The sequence below is a fragment of the Dongia sp. genome, assembly GCF_041910485.1.
Lineage (GTDB): Bacteria > Pseudomonadota > Alphaproteobacteria > Dongiales > Dongiaceae > Dongia.
Map to the genome: position 1 here is coordinate 1 of NZ_JAYRQR010000007.1, position 18,012 is coordinate 18,012.

Consider the following 18,012-nt stretch of genomic DNA (forward strand, 5'->3'; position numbering starts at 1 on the left):
CCAACCCTCCCCCTGAAGGGAGAGGGGATAGCACCGAGTTTGCCGCAATGCGCATGCGAACTCAGACCAAAAGCCCTCTCCCTTCAGGGGGAGGGTTGGGTGGGGGTGTCGGCGCAGGCCGAGTAGGCGGGGGGCCAAGTGCAGGTTGCCATCAACATTATGGCGCCGCCGCTAATCCTCATCCTCGTCGAACACCTTCGGCAGATGTGCGCCGAGGGCGCGGACACCCTCTTCCATCGCCAGCGTAAAGCTCGCGCGATTGCCGCTCCAATTGAGCGGCGATCCCACCACCGCATCGACCACGACGGGCACCAGCACGATCTCGCCGCGCGGCAAGGCCTTGCCGGCACCCTGCAGAAAAACGGGGATCACGGGCACGTCCGGATAGCGTTCCTTCAACCGCGCGACGCCGCCCTTGAACTTGCCCATCACTTCGGCGCTACCGCGCGAGCCTTCGGGAAAGACGATGAGGATCTCGCCCCGGTCGAGGGCGGCGGCACTTTCAGCGAGCGGATCTTCGCCGCGCGACGCTTGCCCGCGTTCCAGCGGCAGGATGTTAAGCAAGGTCAGGCTGAACCAGGCGAGAAAGCGGTTCTTCATAAAATAATCCGCCGCCGCAACCGGCCGCACCTTGTCGAGGAGGCCGAGCGGCATCAGTGACAGCAGCACCAGCGTATCGAGATGGCTGTTGTGATTGGCGATGACGATCGCCGGCCCCGACGCGGGCAGATTCTCGCGCCCGCGCACGGTGAGGCCCAGCATCATGAAGGCGACGGGCCGCAGGACGAGGATGGCGAAGAGCAGCCGCAGCCAGCGCGACATCGTCAGTAATGCAGGAAATAGACGATGTGGAAAAAGAGCGGTGCCGTGAAGGTGAGACTGTCGACCCGGTCGAGGATGCCGCCATGACCGGGCAGCAGGCTGCCGCTGTCCTTGAGCTTTAGATCCCGCTTCACGGCCGAGATGGTGACGTCGCCGGCAAAGCCCGCCAGCGCCAGCACGAAGCCGATGCCGGCCGCTTCATACCAGGCAAGTGGGGTGAGATAGGGCGCGGCCAGCGTCGCGACCAACGTGGTGATGACGACGCCGCCGGCAAGCCCTTCGACCGTCTTGTTGGGACTGACCTTGGGGATCACCTTGTGTCGCCCCAGAAGCTTGCCGCTGCAATATTGGCCGACATCGTTGATCTCGGTGAGCAGCAGCAGATAGAGGAGGAGCCCGTCGCCGCCCGCGACCGGATTGCCCGCCGCCGGCAGTGCCAGCAGGTAGGCAGCATGGCTCAGCGAGAAGACAGCGATCATCAGCCCCCAATGCACCGTGCCGGCGGCCTTGATGAAGCCCTGCGTCTCGCCGGCGAGCACCATGCGCAACGGCAGGGCGAGGAAGATGTAGACCGGGATGAAGATGATGAACATCCCGTACCAGCCGATCGAGACCCAATAGTACTGGAGCGGGATCGAGAGATAGGCCCAGAGCAGCACGCGATGATCGGCGCGGCGCGTCGGGATCAACGTCACGAATTCCTTGAAGGCGAGGAACGAGATGAGGCCGAAGAGCGCGATCGGAACCCAGGACGGCAACGCAATCGAGAGGCCGAGGAGTGCGATGATCACCCACCAGGTCCGGGTGCGTAGCCACAGTTCGCGCTTCTTATGGCGCTGCGGCCAGGCAAAACCGCTCGCGATGATCAGCAGGCCGAAGACGGCCGCCAGCGCATAGGCCACATTGGGGGCGATATCGAAGATCATTTTGGCGTCTCGGCGAGCGTCTTGCGGGCACGGTTGAGGAGCGTCACGAGGCCTAAGAGCGCGATCGCGGCCATCGCCCAGTTGATCCAACCGTCAAGGGACACGCCGATGCCGATCAGGAAACCGATGAGGCCGAAGATGGCCGCGCGGTCGCTCTTGCCCATCGGTCCGTCATAGCGGCGGCTGTTGCCAACCACTTGGCCGAGGATGCCGGTCATCTCGCCGATGATGGCGATGATGACGGCAAGGATCACCCAGAAACCGTTGACGGCGGGAAGCAGCACGAAGGGCAGATAGAGCGCCGTGTCGGAGACGACATCGCCCACTTCGTTGAGGATGGCGCCGAGGCGCGACTTCATCCCATGCTCGCGCGCCAGGATACCGTCGACGGCATTGGCTGCCATGCGCAGGAACAGGAAGACGGGCAGGATCAGCCACAGGCCCAGGCAGTCCGGCCACAGGGCGAGGATCAGGCCGACCAGGATCGAGGCCAGCATCGCCGCCAGCGTCACCGCATTGGCCGAGACACCGCGCGCGGCCAGTCCGGCCGCCACGGGTCTGAGAAGCGCCACGAAGCGTGGCTTGAGATCATAAACGGATGCCATGCGCGCCACTATAACTGGCGCGCGATTCCCGCCAAGGCCAGAAACGGGGATTCCGCTGTGCGCGCCGTCACCAAGGCACCGGATAGGCGTTTAAGCCCCTCGCGCCCCCAGCGTTCCTTGACGGCCGCCTCGACCCAAGCCGCCGCCTGGGCTTGGCGCTTCGCCGCGCCGCGGCCGCCTTCGGCGAGCCACGCAGCATGATCGGCGACCGCCCCGGTCAAGGCATCGATCCCCTCGGCCGCATTGGCTGAGACGATGAGCACCGGCACCGACCAGGCATCCTTGTCGAGGCGCCCTTCATTGAGACCGAGGGCACCTTTCACATCGGCCCTTGCCCGCGTGGCAGCGCGGCCGAGATCGCCCTTGGTGACGACGACGATGTCCGGAATCTCGACGATGCCCGCCTTCATGAATTGGAGGGAATCGCCCGAGCCCGGCTGGACGCAGAAGATGATCGTATCGGCGGCAAGCGCGATATCGGTTTCCGATTGGCCCACACCCACGGTCTCGATCAGCACCAGATCGTAAAGCGCCCGCATCAGGACCATCGCGGCGAAGGTGATCTCCGCGAGCCCACCCAACTGATCACGCGCCGCCATCGAGCGGACGAAGATGCCATCATCTTCCGGATCGGTCCGCAGCCGCGTGCGATCACCCAGCAAGGCACCGCCGCTGCGTTTGGAGGATGGGTCGATGGCGATGACGGCGACCCGCTTGCCGGCCTGGCGATAGGCGGTGATGAGCGCGCCGACCAGCGTCGACTTGCCGACGCCCGGCGGCCCCGTGAGGCCAATCACCTGCGCCATCGGCGCCACGTAAGCGGCGTTGAGCAAAGCGACGATCTCAGGATCGTCCGGATTGGATTCAAGACGCGCCAGCACGCGGGCGATGGCGGCCTTGCTGCCGGTGCGCAATGTCGGAAGATCGGTCACGCCATACCCCCCTCCCCGACCCTCCCCCTCAAGGGGGGAGGGAGGGTGGCGGTGTTGACTTCGACAGGAACAGCGAATTCGAAAGCAAGCCCTCCCCCCTTGAGGGGGAGGATTGGGAGGAGGGTATCGTCTACCCGCCTCACCCCTCGCCCTTGCGGCCGGACTGATCGCCGGTCAAGGCTGCTTGCGCAGCGGCAAGCTTGGCGATCGGCACGCGGTAGGGCGAGCAGGAGACGTAGTTGAGGCCGACCTTGGCGCAGAAATGGATCGAGGCCGGATCGCCGCCATGTTCGCCGCAGATGCCGAGCTTGATATCGGGGCGCGTCTTGCGGCCGCGCTCGGCGGCGATCTTCACCAGCTCGCCGACACCCTCGACATCGAGCGTGATGAAGGGATCGCGCTCGATGATGCCCTGGCGCTCATAAGACTGGATGAAGCGCGCGGCATCGTCGCGGCTGAGACCATAGGTCGTCTGCGTCAGGTCATTGGTGCCGAAGCTGAAGAAGGCCGCATCCTTGGCGATCTCACCGGCGAGCAGCGCCGCGCGCGGCAATTCGATCATGGTGCCGACCGAATAGGGGATCGGGCTGCCGCTCTTCTCGGCCACTTCCTTGGCGACGCGGTCGATGATCTCGCGCATCAGGGTCAGCTCCTTGGGGATGCCGACCAGCGGGATCATGATTTCGGGTTCAGCCGTATCGCCCTGCTTCGCCTTCACTTCCGCCGCCGCCTCGAAGATGGCGCGCGCCTGCATCTCGTAGATTTCAGGATAGGTGATACCCAGGCGGCAACCGCGATGCCCCAGCATCGGGTTGGATTCATGGAGCTGCGACGCGCGATGCGCCACCAGTTCTACCGAGATGCCGGCGGCGGCGGCCACTTCGGCCATCTCGGCGCGGCTGTTCGGCAGGAATTCATGCAGCGGCGGATCGAGCAGGCGGATCGTGACGGGCAAGCCCTTCATGATGTGGAACAGCTCGACGAAATCCTGGCGCTGCATGGGCAGGATCTTGGCGAGCGCCTTCTTACGCCCGGCCACATCCTCGGCCATGATCATCTCGCGCATGGCGATGATGCGGTCGCCGTCGAAGAACATGTGCTCGGTCCGGCACAGGCCAATGCCTTCGGCGCCGAACTGGCGCGCGGTGCGCGCATCGAGCGGCGTTTCCGCATTGGTGCGGATCTTCAGCTGGCGGAACTCGTCGGCCCAGCCCATCAGCTTGGCGAAATCGCCGGAAAGAACGGGCTCGATGGTCGGAACGGCGCCGACCATCACTTCACCCGTGCCGCCATCGATGGTGATGAGATCGCCCTCGGCGATCTTCTGGCCCTTCACCACCATGACCTTCTGCGCGGCGTCGACGCGGAGATCGCCGGCGCCCGAGACGCAGGGACGGCCCATGCCGCGCGCGACCACCGCCGCGTGGCTGGTCATGCCGCCGCGCGTGGTCAGGATGCCGACCGCCGCATGCATGCCGTGAATGTCTTCAGGGCTGGTTTCGACGCGCACCAGGATGACCTTGTCGCCCTTGGCGGCACGGTCTTCGGCCTCGTCGGCGGTGAAGACGACCTTGCCGCAGGCGGCACCGGGGCTTGCCGGCAGGCCGCGCGCGACGACATCCTTCTTCGCCTTGGGATCGAGTGTCGGGTGCAGCAGCTGATCGAGCGAAGCCGGCTCGATGCGCGCCACCGCCGTCTTCTTGTTGATGAGACCTTCGGCGCACATGTCGACGGCGATCTTCAGCGCCGCCTGGGCGGTGCGCTTGCCGTTGCGGGTCTGCAGCATATAGAGCTTGCCCTGCTGGACCGTGAACTCGATATCCTGCATGTCGGTGTAATGCTTCTCGAGCTGGTCGCGCACCTTCATGAGCTGGCCGAACACGTCCGGCATGGTTTCTTCCATCGCCGGCAGGGTCGAATTATTGGCCTTCTTGCCGGCAATGGTGAGGTGCTGCGGCGTGCGGATGCCCGCCACCACATCCTCACCCTGGGCGTTGATCAGATATTCGCCGTAGAATTCGTTGGCGCCGGTCGACGGATTGCGGGTGAAGGCGACACCGGTCGCGCAATCCTCGCCCATATTGCCGAACACCATCGCCTGCACGTTGACGGCGGTGCCCCAATCTTCGGGGATGTTGTTGATCTTGCGATAGGTGACGGCGCGCGGGATGTTCCAGCTGCCGAACACGGCGCCGATGGCACCCCAGAGCTGTTCCTTCGGGTCCTGCGGGAAGGGCTTGCCGAGTTCCTCTTCGACCTTCGCCTTATAGTCGGCGATGATCTTCTGCCAATCCTCGGCGGTGAGTTCGGTGTCGAGATTGACGCCCTTGTCCTGCTTGTGGAAGTCGAGGATGTCCTCGAAATTGTGATGCTCGACGCCGAGCACGACGTTGCCGAACATCTGGATGAAGCGGCGATAGGAATCATAGGCAAAGCGCGCATCGCCGGACTTGGCGGCGAGGCCCTTTACCGTCTCGTCATTGAGACCGAGATTGAGCACCGTATCCATCATGCCCGGCATGGAAACGCGCGCACCTGAACGCACGGAGACCAGCAGCGGCGCTTTCGGGTCGCCGAACTTCACGCCGACGATCTTTTCGATATGCGCGATGCCGGCTTCAACTTGCGCCGTCAGTTCAGCCGGATACTTGCGCCCGTTGGCATAAAAGTAGGTGCAGACTTCGGTGGTTGCGGTAAAGCCCGGCGGCACCGGCAGGCCCAGCGCCGACATTTCAGCGAGGTTGGCGCCCTTGCCGCCCAGCAGATTGCGCATATCGGCACGGCCTTCAGCCGAACCGCCACCGAAATGATAGACCCACTTCGTCATGGCAACATTCACCCTTCGATCTTTGAGAAATCCGCCACTGAAGACAGTGTGGAGGTAAACTTATTCAGAAGTTGCAATCGATTTAGCCTTCGCGAAACGTCGGCATCGTTAACGATCACCTTCTCGAAAAAGGCATCAATCTTGTCGCGAATGCGTGAGAGATATCCCATCGCAAGTCCGAACTGCTCCAGTTCAAGTTTTTCCTTCGCGCCTCTGATCGCAAATTCAAGTTCAGTGTTGAGCGCTTCTTCTTCGGCCAGCACGAATGTTCTGGGGTCAACTTTCCCCTCGTGCCTCTTTCCGTCTTTCTTTTCTTCTATTCGCAAGATGTTGTTGGCGCGTTTAAATGCAGCGAGAAGGTCAACCCCTTCTTTTTGTGTGAGAAGGCCCTTTAGAGCTTCGACCCGCGCTAATAGGCGAGTAAGGTCGCTTTCGCCCGACGCAAAAACCGCGTTGATCAAATCGTGCCGAACACCACTCTCCTTCAGAACAACACGCAGCCGATCTGCAAAGAACTCCAACAGATCACTTAGCGTAACATCTCGTTCCGCAAGGATTCTCTTGTTGTCTAGACGCGTTTCGATTTTGCCCTTTGCTGGAATCTGCCCAAGCGGGTCAAAACCGCGATACTTGTCCGTATCGATATCTCGAACGTAGTTCAGCAGCGACGTATCCAATACTGCTCTCAAGCTAAAACGCAGCTTGTTCTCGAGGATAAGGCGGATGATGCCCAGTGCCGCGCGGCGCAGGGCGAACGGATCCTTCGAACCCGTCGGCTTCTCGTCGATGGCGAAGAAACCGGTGAGGGTATCGATCTTGTCGGCCAAGGCGACGGCGATGCTCACCGGCGCGCTCGGGCAGGTATCGCCCGGTCCCAGCGGCTTGTAGTGATCGGCAATGGCATCGGCGACGGCGTCAGGCAAATTCTCATGGCGCGCATAGTAACGCCCCATGATGCCCTGGAGTTCCGGGAACTCGCCCACCATGCCGGAGACGAGATCGGCCTTCGCAAGGCCCGCCGCCTGATTGGCGAGACCCGCATCGCAGCCGGGAATGAACTTCGCAAGCTCACGCGACAGTGCTTTGACGCGGCTGACCTTCTGCCCCACCGAGCCGAGCTTGGCGTGATAGGTGATGGTGTCGAGCTGCGGCGTGCGCTCGGCCAAGCTCACTTTCAGGTCCTGGTCCCAGAAGAATTTGGCGTCCGACAGGCGCGCGCGCAGCACGCGCTCATTGCCGTGGACGATCGCCGCACCGCCGTCATTCGCCTCGATATTGGCGGTGACGAGGAAACGCGGCGCGAGCTTTCCATTCTTGTCGAGCAGCGCGAAATATTTCTGATTGACGCGCATCGAAGTGGTCAGCACCTCGTGCGGCACCGACATGAACTCATCGTCGATCTTGCCGACCAGCACCGTCGGCCATTCGACAAGACCCGTCACTTCGTCGAGCAGGCCTTCATCCTGTTTGACGGTGAGACCTTCCTTGGCCGCTGCAGCTTCCGCCTGGCGCTTGATCTCCGCGCGACGCTCGGCCTGATCGAGAATGACCTTGGCGGCTTTGAGCTTCGCCTGATAGTCGGCGAAGTTCGTGACGGTGATCTCGCCGGATGACAGGAAGCGGTGGCCCTTGGTCTTGTTCCCGAAGGCGACCTTGTCGCCACCCAATTCAAAGGCGCCGGAAAGAGCCTGTCCATCAAGAAGAGCAACGATGCTGTGCAGTGGCCGCACCCAGCGCTGCGTGTTGGCGGCCCAGCGCATCGATTTCGGCCAGGGCAGATCATTCATCGCCGCGAGGATGATCTCCGGCAGGATGGCAGACGTCGCCACACCCTTCTTCTCAACGACGGCGAAGTAGAACTCGCCCTTGCCCGTGTCGCGCTTTTCGCATTGATCCAGCGAGGCAAGGCCGGCGGATTTGAGGAACCCATCGACCGCCTGTTGCGGCGAGCCGACGCGCGGGCCCTTCTTTTCTTCCTTCACGTCCGGCTGAGCGAGCGGCAAGCCGTCGACGACCAGCGCCAGGCGGCGCGGCGTCACGAAGGATTTGGCCGATGTGAAGGCGAGACCGGCGGTCTTCAACTTGTCGGTGACGAGGCGCTGCAAATCTTCGGCGGCACGTGCCTGCATGCGCGCCGGAATTTCTTCGGAGAAGAGTTCGAGGAGGAGTTCGGCCATAGCTTATGCCCCCTCTCTCTGCGTTGCTTCCCAGGCTTCGCAACAGGCCTTGGCCAGCGTACGCACGCGGCCGATATAGGCCTGGCGCTCGGTCACCGAAATGACGCCACGCGCATCGAGCAAGTTGAAGAGATGGCTGGCTTTGAGCGCCTGGTCATAGGCCGGCAACGGCAGCGCCTTGTTGCCGCCGAGCAATGCCGCGCATTCCTTCTCGGCATCCTCGAAATGCTTGAACAGCGTCTCGGTGTTGGCGCGCTCGAAATTGAAGGCCGAATGTTCCTGCTCGGATTGCAGGAAGACGTCGCCATAGGTCATGCCGTGGCCGTTGTAATCGAGATCGTAGATGCTCTCGACGCCCTGCACATACATGGCGAGGCGTTCAAGGCCATAGGTGAGTTCGGTCGAGACGGGATCGCATTCGAGTCCGCCTACCTGCTGGAAGTAGGTGAACTGGCTGACTTCCATGCCGTCGCACCAGACTTCCCAGCCTAAGCCCCAGGCGCCGAGCGTCGGGCTTTCCCAATCGTCCTCGACAAAGCGGATATCGTGGGCGAGCGGATCGATGCCGATCGCCTTGAGCGATCCCAGATAGAGATCCTGGCTGTCGGCGGGCGATGGCTTCAGGATGACCTGGAATTGGTAATAGTGCTGCAGGCGGTTGGGGTTCTCGCCATAGCGGCCGTCCTTGGGCCGGCGCGAGGCCTGCACGTAAGCGGCACGCCAGGGCTTGGGGCCGAGCGCCCGCAAGGTCGTCGCCCAGTGGAACGTACCGGCGCCGACTTCCATGTCGTAGGGCTGCAGGACGACGCAGCCATGACTCGCCCAATAGGCTTGCAGCTTCAGGATGAGAGCCTGGAAACAGGTCTCAGGGTTGGGTTTCCGGCGCGCAGGCTTTGCCTCGGCGGGCATAATGACTTGATCCCCTTCAATTTTCATCCGGGCTGGCCATTTGCGGCTTCTTGGTGCGGCGCAACATACTCAGCCGCCGACGCTTTATCAAGCAAAGGCTGGGCGCCTCGCCCGCAAAAAAGCGCGCGAATCCGCCTCTTTCGTGTGACTTGGGCAGGAAAGCGTTGTCAGCAGCCCGGTCGATCCCCTGCGGGGACACTTAGCGCTGCGGCTGGCCGCAGGAACAGGTCGACGTCGCCGGAAAATAGGCGCCGCAGGATTTGCACTGAACCATGTCCTCGATCGGCTTCTGGCTGGCGCCCTTGCCGCCCGGCTTTTGCGGTGCCGATGCGTCATTCTGGGTCGACCGGGCGACCTGGCCACGGCGGATGAAATACCACACGACCGCGATGATGGCGGCGATGATGAAAAGCTTGGGGAAGCTGGGAAGACCGAACATGGGGCGAGATTTAGCGGCCTCGAACCCCAACGGTCAAGCAAGCTCGGTGGGCAGCAGTGACGCAGCATCGCGCAGGATGCGTTCCGTGGCCGGGGTGAAGGTGCCGTCTGCGGCATGCAGCGGCCAGGGCGCGCAACGCCTGAAAGCCGATGGCGCGCCCTTGATACCTTGCATCAGCACGCGTTTCGGCGCCTCGCCCGCGCGCGGCGCCAGGGGCAGTTCGACCAGCGCCCCTAGGCCCCGCTCCATCGCCGTTCGGAGTTCACCGGCACGATCGGCGCGGTGGATGAAACTCACCGAGCCACCCTTACGCGCACTGGCGATGGCGCGGTCGACCCAGTGGGCGAGCTTGGCATCGCCTTCGACATTGGCGAGCGCCTTGATGGGGTTGGGCGAGATGGATGCGCGCTCCCGTGCGAGATAAGGCGGGTTCGCCATCACATGATCGAAGCCGCCGCGCGTGAAATCGAGGAGGTCGCCGCTTTCGAAGCGCGCGCGCGCGCTCAACGCATTGGCGGCCGCATTGTTGTGGGCAAGAGCGATCAGTTGCGGCTGCAGATCGATGCCGAGCACCGCGACATCCGGGCAGCGCGCAGCCAGACACAGCGCCGCCGTGCCGACGCCGCAGCCGAGATCGAGCACGCTCTCGCCCGCTTGCGCCGTCACGAAGGCGGCGAGCAGCACCGGATCGATCGCCGCGCGATAGCCGTCCTTGGGCTGCATCAATTGCAGCCGGTTGCCGAGCACCCGGTCCGTGCTGGTTTCCATCCCACTTGTTTCCATCAAGATGTCGCCTCGTCGGCACGCATTTCCTCCGCTTCGATCAGCACCCGGCGCGCGCGCGCCAGATCGTCATCGGCCACCATCAGGCGCTGCGGCAGGATATCGAGGCTGCCCTGCATGATGCTGGAATGCGTGTCGAGGATGAGGGAGTCGATGCCGGCATCGGCCAAAAGCGCCGTCAGGAAGGACAGCCTAACCGGATCACCTGAGCGGATCAGTTCCCGCAATTTACCATTCCCCCTTTATGGCCTTGCCGCCCCCGCGCCGATATGTCGCGGCCCCGCCCGCCGGTTGGCTTGACCGAACGGGGATAGCGGCTATGCTCGCGCGAGATAAGGTTTTTCTCAAGAATTTAGGTAGGGATTTCACGCGTGGCCGTTATCGTCAATCTCGAAACCGGGCGCAAGGATGCCAAGGGCGATGCGCTCGACCGGCTGACCGACATGGTCAGCGGCGAGCTCGATCGCGTCAATCATCTCATCCTGCGGCATATGCAGAGCGACGTGCAGCTCATCCCGCAGCTGGCCGGTCACATCATCGCGGCCGGCGGCAAGCGCCTGCGCCCGCTCCTTACCCTCGCCAGCGCGCGCATGTGCGGCTATCACGGCGAGCGCGCGGCGGGACTGGCGGCCTGCGTCGAGTTCATCCACACGGCGACCCTTCTGCACGACGATGTCGTCGATGAAAGCGCGCTGCGCCGGGGCGAGGCCTCGGCCAATGCGGTCTGGGGCAACAAGGCCTCGGTCCTGGTCGGCGATTTCCTCTTCAGCCGCGCCTTCCAATTGATGGTGGCCGACGGCTCGCTGCGGGTGCTGGAAATCCTCTCCACCGCGTCGGCCGTCATTGCCGAGGGCGAGGTGTTGCAGTTGATGACCAGCAACGACACCGCGACCACGGAACAGGCCTATCTCGAGGTGATCAAGGGCAAGACCGCAGCCCTCTTCGCCGCCGCCTGCGAAGTCGGTGCCGTGGTGGCCGGTCGCCCCAAGGTCGAGGAAGACGCGCTGCAGAGCTTCGGCCTCAATCTCGGCATCACCTTCCAGCTCATCGACGATGCGCTCGACTATTCCGCCAAGCAGGAAACGCTGGGGAAGACCGTCGGCGACGATTTCCGCGAGGGCAAGATCACCCTCCCCGTCATTCTCGCTTACCTCCGCGGCGATGCCGAGGAACGCGCCTTCTGGCAGCGGACCCTGGAGCAGGTCGAGCAGGCGGAAGGCGATCTGCGCCACGCCATCCAGCTGATGGAAAAGCACGGCGCCCTCAAGGACACGGTCGCCCGTGCCGCCCATTACGGCGCCATCGCCCGCGACGCGCTCGGCATCTTCCCGGAAGGCCCGGAGAAGCGCGCCCTCATTGATGTGGTCGATTTCTGCATCGAGCGCGGCTTCTAAAGGCCGAAAAAGGGGCTTCCCGCTCAATAGGTTGGGCACCGCCCACAAAGTTTGCGGCCGAGGTCAAGGCGGGCTTGCACCTTCCCGTCCCAGCGGCTATAAGGCACCGCGTTTCGCCGCCCGGCACTTCCAGGACCCGGGCGTTTCGGGTCGGAGTGTAGCTCAGCCTGGTAGAGCACTACGTTCGGGACGTAGGGGCCGGAGGTTCGAATCCTCTCACTCCGACCATTTCATCTCCTCACACATCGCCATGTTGCCGGATCAGGGTCGTTCACCCGATCAGGGTCGCTCGCTGTGCTTTCGCGCGGCGTTGCGCAGACTCTTCGTTCAGTAGAGTTGAGACATACAGACGCAATTTCTGAATGAAACCGCGTCATTCAAAGTAAATCTCCCAACAATCTCATTGGCTGAAATAAAGGAAAACAACTTCGCGCTCTCCCGATCTACAGACGCGAGAGTTGCAAGATTGAAAGGTTCATTCTTAGTTGTTTTTGCCGGCAGGCACGAGATTTCTTCCTATTAATCTTAAGTTTTATTCGCCGGGGTGCCGTTTCTTGAAATGATTACTTAACGTTTGCCGCCGAAGCTCTGCGCGATCCAGAGCCGGCGGAGGAATGGGCCTTGCCTGGGGTAAAACTGCGGAGATTTCACATGGGTTTCTGGATGAATTTGAAGATCGGAAAGAGACTGGCGCTGGGGATCGGCGTCCTCCTCGTTCTTTCCGCCGTCATTGCCGGTGGCGCCTTTGTCAGCCTGAACGGGGCCAAGGGCTCCTTCAGCGACTATCGCCAGTTGGCGCGTGAGACCAAGACCGCGCTCAACTGGAATTCGGGCCTTTGGGCGACGCGCGTCATGGTGCGCGGCTATGCCCTGGCGCCAAATGCCGAGAACCGGCAAAAGGTCGTCGACGCCGGTGCTGCCCTGATCGGCGCCATCGACAAATCCGCATCGATCTTCATCGACCCAGACGATATCAAAATGGCGACGGACGTCCGCGACCTCGTCACGAAATACCTCGATGGCTTCAGCCAGATGGCCGATCAGCGCGAAAGCGCCGAAACCATCCTCGCTCATATGAACGAGATCGGGCCCAAACTTACCAGCGCCTACAATGACCAGCTCGAGGCGGCGAAGAGCAGCAACGATGTGGCGATGGCCGCCCAGGTCGCGGATGCGATGGTGACGCTGCAATCGCTCCGCTTGGCCGTCACCAAGTTTCGCACCGACAACAAGCAGGACTTCGTGGATCAGGCGACCCAGTTCGGCGCGACGCTGGACAAAACGACGGCGGCCCTGATCGCGGGCACCCAAGACGCTCAGCGCAAGCAGGTCCTGGGTGGTGCCGTCGAAATCCTGAAGGATTACATGGCCAGCTTCGAAACGCTTCATACAGCGATTGAAACCGCCAACCGGATCTATGCGGACATCAGCAAGATCGGCGGCGAGGCCTCGGAAAAGTTCGGCGCCATGGCCGATGATGCCTCGCAACGGCAGGATAAGCTCGGCCCCATCGCCAGTGCCGCAATGGACACCGGCAAGACCGTCGCCGTTTCCATCGCCGGCGTCGCCATCGTGCTCGGCATCGCCATCGGCTGGATCGTCGCCAGCAGCATCACCAGGCCGATCACCGCCATGACCGGCGCGATGGCCCAACTGGCCTCAGGCAACAAGGGCATCGAGATCCCCGCCCGTGGTCAAAAAGATGAAATCGGTGCGATGGCGCAGGCCGTCCAGGTCTTCAAGGAGAACATGATCGAAGCGGAACGCCTGCGCGAAGAGCAGGAAGCGATGAAACGGCAGGCCGAAGAGCAGCGCCGGCATGCGATGCTGGAACTCGCCGATCGCTTCGAACGCAATGTCGGCGGCGTGGTGAGCGGCGTGAGTTCCGCGGCGACGCAGATGCAGTCGACAGCGCAGTCGATGTCGGTAACCGCCGAGCAGACGACGCGCCAGGCCAATGCCGTTGCGGCTGCATCCGAGGAAACGACGCAAAACGTCCAAACGGTGGCATCGGCAACCGAAGAGCTTTCGGCGTCGATTGCCGAGATCAACAGCCAGGTCACAGAGTCGAGCCGCATTGTCAGCGAGGCTGTCGCCCAGGCCAACGACACCAATGCCAAGGTGCAGAGCCTGGCGGCGGCGGCGCAGAAGATCGGCGATGTCGTGCGTCTCATCAACGATATCGCCGGCCAGACGAACCTTCTCGCCCTCAACGCCACGATCGAAGCGGCCCGCGCCGGAGAAGCCGGAAAGGGCTTCGCCGTCGTCGCCTCGGAGGTGAAGACACTGGCAACCCAAACCTCCAAGGCAACCGACGAGATTGCCGGGCAGATCCGCGAGATCCAGGAAGCAACGGCCAATTCCGCCGAGGCCATCGGCAGTATCACGACCACGATCAGCCGAGTCCGCGAGATTTCAACGACGATCGCCTCGGCGATCGAAGAACAGGGCGCGGCCACGCTGGAAATTTCGCGCAACGTCCAGCAGGCGGCCCTGGCGACACAGGAAACCTCGTCCAACATTTCCGGCGTTACCGAAGCGGCTGAACAGACCGGGACGGCAGCCGGTGAAGTGCTGGAAGCGGCCCGGGAGCTCAGCAAGAACGGCGTTCATCTCCAGGACCAGGTCAGCGAGTTCCTGAGGACCGTTCGCGCCTCCTAGCCTTCGCACGAACCCCACCTAGCGCAGCGACCCCGCTCGGCCACACCGTCCGGCGGGGTCGTTCCACATTGGCGCCCATCTCGTCGCAGTGCAGCAAAATCATTTGCGGATTGGCCGCCGGCAACCCATCTTTGCTGCATACCCATCTTCGGAGCGAGAGATGAAGGCTGCTGGCCAACCTAAATCGCGGGCGCGCAAGCCACAAATACGCAAGGCACCGGCCAACGCCCTGGTTCCTGTGGCGGCGCCCGCTGCCCCAACCCGGCAGCCTGATGCGGCCCCTCACTTGGCCGAGCCGCCGGAGCGGGATCTGCTGTGGGGATCTATGAGCCCCGAGACGATCGACCGCCAGGTCCATGCGGCACTCGCGCGCCTCACCTTCGGTATCTCACCCGCCTCGTTGTTCGAAGCCTATGCCGATTGGGCGGTGCACCTCGCCATGTCGCCGGGGAAGCAGGCGCATCTGGTGCAGAAGGCCGTGCGCAAATCGCTGAAGCTTGCCAACTATGCACGCAATTGCGCGCAGCAGGGCCTGACCGCCGCCAATTGCATCGAGCCCCTTGCCCAGGACAAGCGGTTCAGCGCGCCCGACTGGCAGCGTTTCCCGTTCAACCTGATGCAGCAATCCTTCCTGCTGACGCAGCAATGGTGGCACAACGCGACGACCGAAGTGCCGGGCGTCTCGCGCCATCATGAGGACATGGTCTCCTTCGCCGCGCGGCAGATGCTTGATGTCTTCTCGCCGGCCAATTTCATCGCCACCAACCCGGAAGTGCTGGAAACCACATTGCGCGAGGGTGGCGCCAATCTCGAACGCGGCGCGCGCCAGTTCGCGGCCGATTGGGAACGTCTCATCGCCGGCAAGCCGCCGGTGGGCGCCGAGGCCTTCGTGCCCGGCAAGGATGTCGCCGTCACGGCAGGTGAGGTTGTCTATCGCAACGAGCTGATCGAGCTCATCCAGTACCGCCCGCAGACGGAAAAGGTCCATGCCGAACCGGTCCTGATCGTGCCGGCCTGGATCATGAAGTACTATATCCTCGACCTGTCGCCCGAGAATTCGCTGGTGAAATATCTGGTGAGCCGGGGCCACACGGTCTTCATCATCTCGTGGAAGAATCCGGATTCGGCCGATCGCGACCGCTCCTATGACGATTACCGCCGCCTCGGCGTGATGGCGGCGCTGGATCACATTTCGCAGGCGCTGCCGAAGCGCAAGATCAACGCCGCCGGCTATTGCCTGGGCGGGACATTGCTGGCGACCGCGGCCGCCGCGATGGCACGCGACGGCGACGATCGCCTCAATTCAATGACGCTCCTTGCGGCACAGGTCGATTTCACCGAGGCCGGTGAGTTGACGCTCTTCATCGATGACAGCCAGGTCCGCTTCCTTGAGGACATGATGTGGGAACAAGGCTATCTCGACACCAAGCAGATGGCCGGCGCCTTTCAGCTGCTGCGCTCGAACGACCTCATCTGGTCGCAGGTGCTGCGCCTCTATCTCCTCGGCCAGCAGCCGCAGATGACGGACCTCATGGCCTGGAACGCGGATTCGACCCGCATGCCCTATCGCATGCATTCCGAATATCTGCGCGGCATGTTCCTCAACAACAATTTGGCGCGCGGCCAGCACATGGTCGACGGGCGGCCGATTAACTTGGCCGACATCCGCATTCCCATCTTCGCGATCGGCACCGAGCGCGACCATGTGGCCCCCTGGACGTCGGTCCACAAGATCACCTTCCATCCGGCGACCGAGGTCACGTTCCTGCTGGCAAGCGGCGGGCACAATGCGGGCATCGTCAGCCCGCCGGGCAAGGACGGGCGCCATTACCGCGTTTCCACCAAGGAAGCGGGCGACCGCTACCGCGACCCGGAAAGCTGGTTCGCAGCGACCCCCGAACAGGAAGGTTCATGGTGGCCGGAATGGCAGAGCTGGCTCGCCGCCCATTCCGGACAGCGCGTGACACCGCCGGCACCGCCCCCAAGCCTGGGTGCCGCACCCGGTCGCTACGTGCTGCAGCGCTAAAGAGAGCGCTGCCGGCCTTATTTCAGCGGAATGCCCTCTTCCTGGGCCACGGCGCGGTAGATTTCGCAGGCCTTGTCCGGATTGCCGGCGGCCAGGGCTTCGCCACCTTCGTTCATCTTCGCGTTGGCAGCGACGACGCGCTGGCTGTCTTCCTCGGTCTGGGCGGCACCGGCTTTTTCACCGAGTGCGGTCGATACCTTGACCATGAGATCGACGGCTTCCTGCTGATCGCAGGCGAAGGCTGGGGTGGCGGAAAGGGTGACAAGGGCGATAAGAATGCGAGAGATGTTTTTCATGCCGCTAACTGTTTGAGTTTCTTCATCAAATACTCAAGGTTGTCATTGCCGATATCCTCGAACTGGGTGAGGACGCGTTCAATGACCCGGGCAGAAAACCGCGCTCTATCGTTGACGCCGCCGTCATATTCCGTCTCCCGCGCCACGTCGAAGGCAACACGGAAGGCCGGGAAAAGATTGGCCGGCAAGGGTGTCCGCTGATAGAGCGACTGCAACCCGAGCTTACCTTCGTCGTGGATGAGCACTCTTGCGTTCACGATGGACATGTTTGCAAGAACTGCAAGGCTCGCCTCGAAGAAGCCGAGGTCACCCGTGCAGAGCGTGCGCAGGATGAGGGACGGGGTGAGGCGCCGGGTGTCGCGCAACTGCTTCACCAGATCGACCACGTCGGCCGATTTCGACCCGGGCGGCAGCAGGCCGGCGGTCGCCCGCTCGCGCGCCTGCAGGACCAGATCGGCCGCCATCTCGGCCGAGATTTCTTTGTGCGAGAGCAGATGCTCGCGCAGCGATTCAGAGACCCGCGCCACGATCTTTTCCGAAACGCGCAGCGGCAGGTTGGCACGCGCCACCAGCGAATTGTTGACGTCGGGATCGGCGCCGAACTTGGCGAAAGCCTTCTCGAGCTCGGCATCCTTGAGCGCGGCGCCCGGATTGTTGACCAAAGTCGCCACCACCTGGCCCGTCTTGCCGTGATCGATCAGCGCATTGGCGACGTCGCCCGAAACATTGGCGCGCTTGGCGACCGCCGTCTGCTTCTCGGCGCCCGACATGCGGATGATGTCGATGAGATCGCTGTCCGACAGCACGGTCGAGAATTCAAGCACCGGCAGCGACACGATCTCGACATCATGCGCGAGACTGAGCGCCACGTCCTTGGGCAGTTCGGGGCTCGCCTTCAGATTGACCGAGAGCGCCTCACGCACGCGGACTTCGGCATCCTTCACCATGATGCGGAATATCTCTTCGGCGAGTTGTCGCTCCGATGCTGACAGCTCCGTCTCGTAGAATGCCTTGGCGACCTTGGTCGCTGTCTCGACCCGTGAATCGGCCGAGGGATCCGTCATCAACTTGCGGACATCGGCTTCGGTCAGCATCCCTGCCATCGAGGCGTTCTCCAGTCATGAGGGGCATCACACGCCCCATTGTGCACGCTCATCCCTAACCTGCAATTGGTTAAGGGAGTCACAACGGATCGCACGATAATACCTAAAATTT

The 18,012-nt window shown here is 62.8% G+C and carries 15 protein-coding genes and 1 tRNA gene; 4 read left to right on the forward strand and 12 right to left on the reverse strand.

What is annotated here, in order from left to right:
- Positions 1-171: 171 nt before the first annotated feature.
- The 10 genes from ACE3PP_RS01440 to ACE3PP_RS01485 all read right to left on the reverse strand — a co-directional run bounded on the left by ACE3PP_RS01440 (position 172) and on the right by ACE3PP_RS01485 (position 10,647).
- Positions 172-822: a lysophospholipid acyltransferase family protein gene (locus ACE3PP_RS01440; RefSeq protein ID WP_374377394.1), complete on the reverse strand. Its 651-nt coding sequence runs from the start codon at positions 820-822 to the stop codon at positions 172-174.
- A 2-nt stretch (positions 823-824) separates the two neighbouring features.
- The gene (locus ACE3PP_RS01445) at positions 825-1,748 is read right to left on the reverse strand and encodes a phosphatidate cytidylyltransferase (protein ID WP_374377395.1); all 924 of its coding nucleotides are present in this window, start codon (positions 1,746-1,748) and stop codon (positions 825-827) included.
- A complete protein-coding gene (locus tag ACE3PP_RS01450) occupies positions 1,745-2,353 on the reverse strand; it encodes a CDP-alcohol phosphatidyltransferase family protein (protein WP_374377396.1) in 609 nt (202 codons plus the stop codon). Before ACE3PP_RS01450 ends, ACE3PP_RS01445 begins: the two co-directional genes overlap by 4 nt.
- Before the next feature lie 8 nt (positions 2,354-2,361).
- Entirely contained in the window at positions 2,362-3,285 is a 924-nt protein-coding gene (gene meaB / locus ACE3PP_RS01455; protein ID WP_374377397.1) for a methylmalonyl Co-A mutase-associated GTPase MeaB, read from the reverse strand.
- Between the two features lie 139 nt (positions 3,286-3,424).
- Entirely contained in the window at positions 3,425-6,112 is a 2,688-nt protein-coding gene (gene ppdK, locus ACE3PP_RS01460; RefSeq protein WP_374377398.1) for a pyruvate, phosphate dikinase, read from the reverse strand.
- 8 nt (positions 6,113-6,120) lie between these two features.
- Positions 6,121-8,289: a glycine--tRNA ligase subunit beta gene (gene glyS, locus ACE3PP_RS01465; RefSeq protein ID WP_374377399.1), complete on the reverse strand. Its 2,169-nt coding sequence runs from the start codon at positions 8,287-8,289 to the stop codon at positions 6,121-6,123.
- 3 nt (positions 8,290-8,292) lie between these two features.
- Complete coding sequence (locus ACE3PP_RS01470; RefSeq protein WP_374377400.1) at positions 8,293-9,198, reverse strand: glycine--tRNA ligase subunit alpha; 906 nt, start codon at positions 9,196-9,198, stop codon at positions 8,293-8,295.
- Between the two features lie 199 nt (positions 9,199-9,397).
- Positions 9,398-9,637, reverse strand: coding sequence for a hypothetical protein (locus ACE3PP_RS01475; RefSeq protein ID WP_374377401.1), 240 nt, complete (start codon positions 9,635-9,637; stop codon positions 9,398-9,400).
- A 33-nt stretch (positions 9,638-9,670) separates the two neighbouring features.
- The gene (locus ACE3PP_RS01480; RefSeq protein ID WP_374377402.1) at positions 9,671-10,405 is read right to left on the reverse strand and encodes a tRNA1(Val) (adenine(37)-N6)-methyltransferase; all 735 of its coding nucleotides are present in this window, start codon (positions 10,403-10,405) and stop codon (positions 9,671-9,673) included.
- A 14-nt stretch (positions 10,406-10,419) separates the two neighbouring features.
- Entirely contained in the window at positions 10,420-10,647 is a 228-nt protein-coding gene (locus tag ACE3PP_RS01485) for a DUF2007 domain-containing protein (protein WP_374377403.1), read from the reverse strand.
- A gap of 144 nt (positions 10,648-10,791) precedes the next feature.
- Between ACE3PP_RS01485 and ACE3PP_RS01490 the strand changes: the two genes are divergently transcribed.
- The 4 genes from ACE3PP_RS01490 to ACE3PP_RS01505 all read left to right on the forward strand — a co-directional run bounded on the left by ACE3PP_RS01490 (position 10,792) and on the right by ACE3PP_RS01505 (position 16,501).
- On the forward strand, positions 10,792-11,814 hold the full coding sequence (locus ACE3PP_RS01490) for a polyprenyl synthetase family protein (RefSeq protein ID WP_374377404.1): 1,023 nt from the start codon (positions 10,792-10,794) through the stop codon (positions 11,812-11,814).
- Between the two features lie 151 nt (positions 11,815-11,965).
- Positions 11,966-12,042 (forward strand) — tRNA-Pro (locus tag ACE3PP_RS01495).
- Positions 12,043-12,465: 423 nt separating this feature from the next.
- Positions 12,466-14,475, forward strand: a complete 2,010-nt coding sequence (locus ACE3PP_RS01500; protein ID WP_374377405.1) for a methyl-accepting chemotaxis protein — start codon at positions 12,466-12,468, stop codon at positions 14,473-14,475.
- 325 nt (positions 14,476-14,800) lie between these two features.
- Positions 14,801-16,501 carry a PHA/PHB synthase family protein gene (locus ACE3PP_RS01505; RefSeq protein WP_374377406.1) on the forward strand — a complete coding sequence of 567 codons (1,701 nt, stop codon included), beginning with the start codon at positions 14,801-14,803 and terminating at the stop codon, positions 16,499-16,501.
- A 17-nt stretch (positions 16,502-16,518) separates the two neighbouring features.
- Here ACE3PP_RS01505 and ACE3PP_RS01510 read toward each other — a convergent pair whose 3' ends face one another.
- Positions 16,519-16,797 carry a hypothetical protein gene (locus tag ACE3PP_RS01510; protein ID WP_374377407.1) on the reverse strand — a complete coding sequence of 93 codons (279 nt, stop codon included), beginning with the start codon at positions 16,795-16,797 and terminating at the stop codon, positions 16,519-16,521.
- Positions 16,794-17,900 (reverse strand): DUF2336 domain-containing protein, encoded by a 1,107-nt coding sequence (locus ACE3PP_RS01515; RefSeq protein ID WP_374377408.1) that lies wholly within the window; start codon positions 17,898-17,900, stop codon positions 16,794-16,796. The genes ACE3PP_RS01510 and ACE3PP_RS01515 overlap by 4 nt, the downstream gene beginning before the upstream one ends.
- Positions 17,901-18,012: the final 112 nt, after the last annotated feature.